Below are 1,248 nucleotides of genomic sequence, written 5' to 3'. Positions count from 1 at the left end.
GGCGCGTAGCGCGATGTCGACGGCCTCCATCGCCTCGGGGTCGGCGGTGCCGACGTGTTCGGTGAGTCGGCGGCGCATGACCTGCTCGAGCGTGCCCACCGCAGCCCAGCCGTGCGGGGCGACCGGCGCCACCAGGAGGGATTCGGTGGCCTCAGGCAGTACGTGCAGGGCGAACACGGTAGGGACGGTGCTGGTGTTGATCGCGTCGGTGGAGACGATCAGCCGCAGGTCGCTGCGGTTCTCGCGCTGCAGGACCGGCTGGTAGCGCCAGATCTGGCCGCGTACCGGCGGGCCTGCGGCAGCGCTCACGCCGCGCTCACGCTTGGTCCTGCGCGGCGGCGCGCTCGGCGGCGGAGTCCTCGGCATAGGTGGGGTTGTCGCGGTGGAACCGCTCCAGCTGGGCGACCGCGTCGCGCATGGCGTCCTCCCGGACCAGGCGTTCGATGTAGCCCGAGGCGCCGCCGCGGTTGCTCGCTGCGCACTGGCGGATCCGCGCGACCGTGCTGCTGTCGAGGGAAAACGTGGCTCGCTCCCGCTGGGACATACCGCTAGCATACGCCGACGGACGCCGGACCGCATGCGCCACGTATGAACGAGCTGTCATAATTCCGGTTATGCCACCCGGGGTCTTTCGTCCTGAGGCGCTGCTGCCCGCCCGGCCACCGACCAGCACCTTGAAGGAATACCCGTGCAGTATTGGGTGAACTGCGCTGTCGACATCGACGGGCCGGAGCCGCAAAGCCTGCTCAGGTCATGTGTGGGTAGGTGTGGTCCGTGGGCGGGACGAGGGTCTCCTTGATCGCCCGGGGGCTGGTCCAGCGCTGGACGTTGAGCAGCGAGCCCGCCTTGTCGTTCGTGCCCGAACCGCGGCTGCCGCCGAAGGGTTGCCGGGAGACGATCGAGCCGGTGGGCCGGTCGTTGACGTAGAAGTTGCCGGCGGCGTGCCGCAGCAGCCGGTGGGCGTCGTCGATCGCCGAACGCTCGGTGGCGAAGACCGCGCCGGTGAGGGCGTAGGCGCTGGTGCGGTCCACGAGCTCCAGGGTCGGCAGCCAGTCGGGGTCGTCGTAGACGTGCAGGGCGAGGACGGGGCCGAAGTACTCGGTGCTGAACGCCTCGTCGCAGGGGTCGGTGCCGACGAGCACGGTGGGGTCGACGAACCAGCCCTCGGCGTCGTCGCTGCCCCCGCCGACCAGGACGTCGAGCGAGGCGGTGTTCTTCGCCCGGTCCAGCGCGGTGCGCACCCGGCCG

The 1,248-nt window shown here is 70.8% G+C and carries 3 protein-coding genes; all 3 read right to left on the bottom strand.

Features of this window, described 5'->3' with window-relative positions; genetic code table 11:
• The coding region (locus LWC35_RS38760) for a type II toxin-antitoxin system PemK/MazF family toxin (RefSeq protein ID WP_232875579.1) at window positions 1-309 on the bottom strand (309 nt) is incomplete at its 3' end.
• 7 nt (window positions 310-316) lie between these two features.
• On the bottom strand, window positions 317-544 hold the full coding sequence (locus LWC35_RS38755; RefSeq protein WP_232875578.1) for a hypothetical protein: 228 nt from the start codon (window positions 542-544) through the stop codon (window positions 317-319).
• Between the two features lie 202 nt (window positions 545-746).
• Window positions 747-1,248 (bottom strand): aldehyde dehydrogenase family protein (locus LWC35_RS38750; protein WP_232875577.1); only part of this gene is annotated, 502 nt, incomplete at its 5' end.

The organism is Pseudonocardia kujensis (assembly GCF_021283305.1).
GTDB lineage: Bacteria > Actinomycetota > Actinomycetes > Mycobacteriales > Pseudonocardiaceae > Pseudonocardia > Pseudonocardia kujensis.
This window is presented reverse-complemented; position numbering and strand designations above follow the sequence as displayed.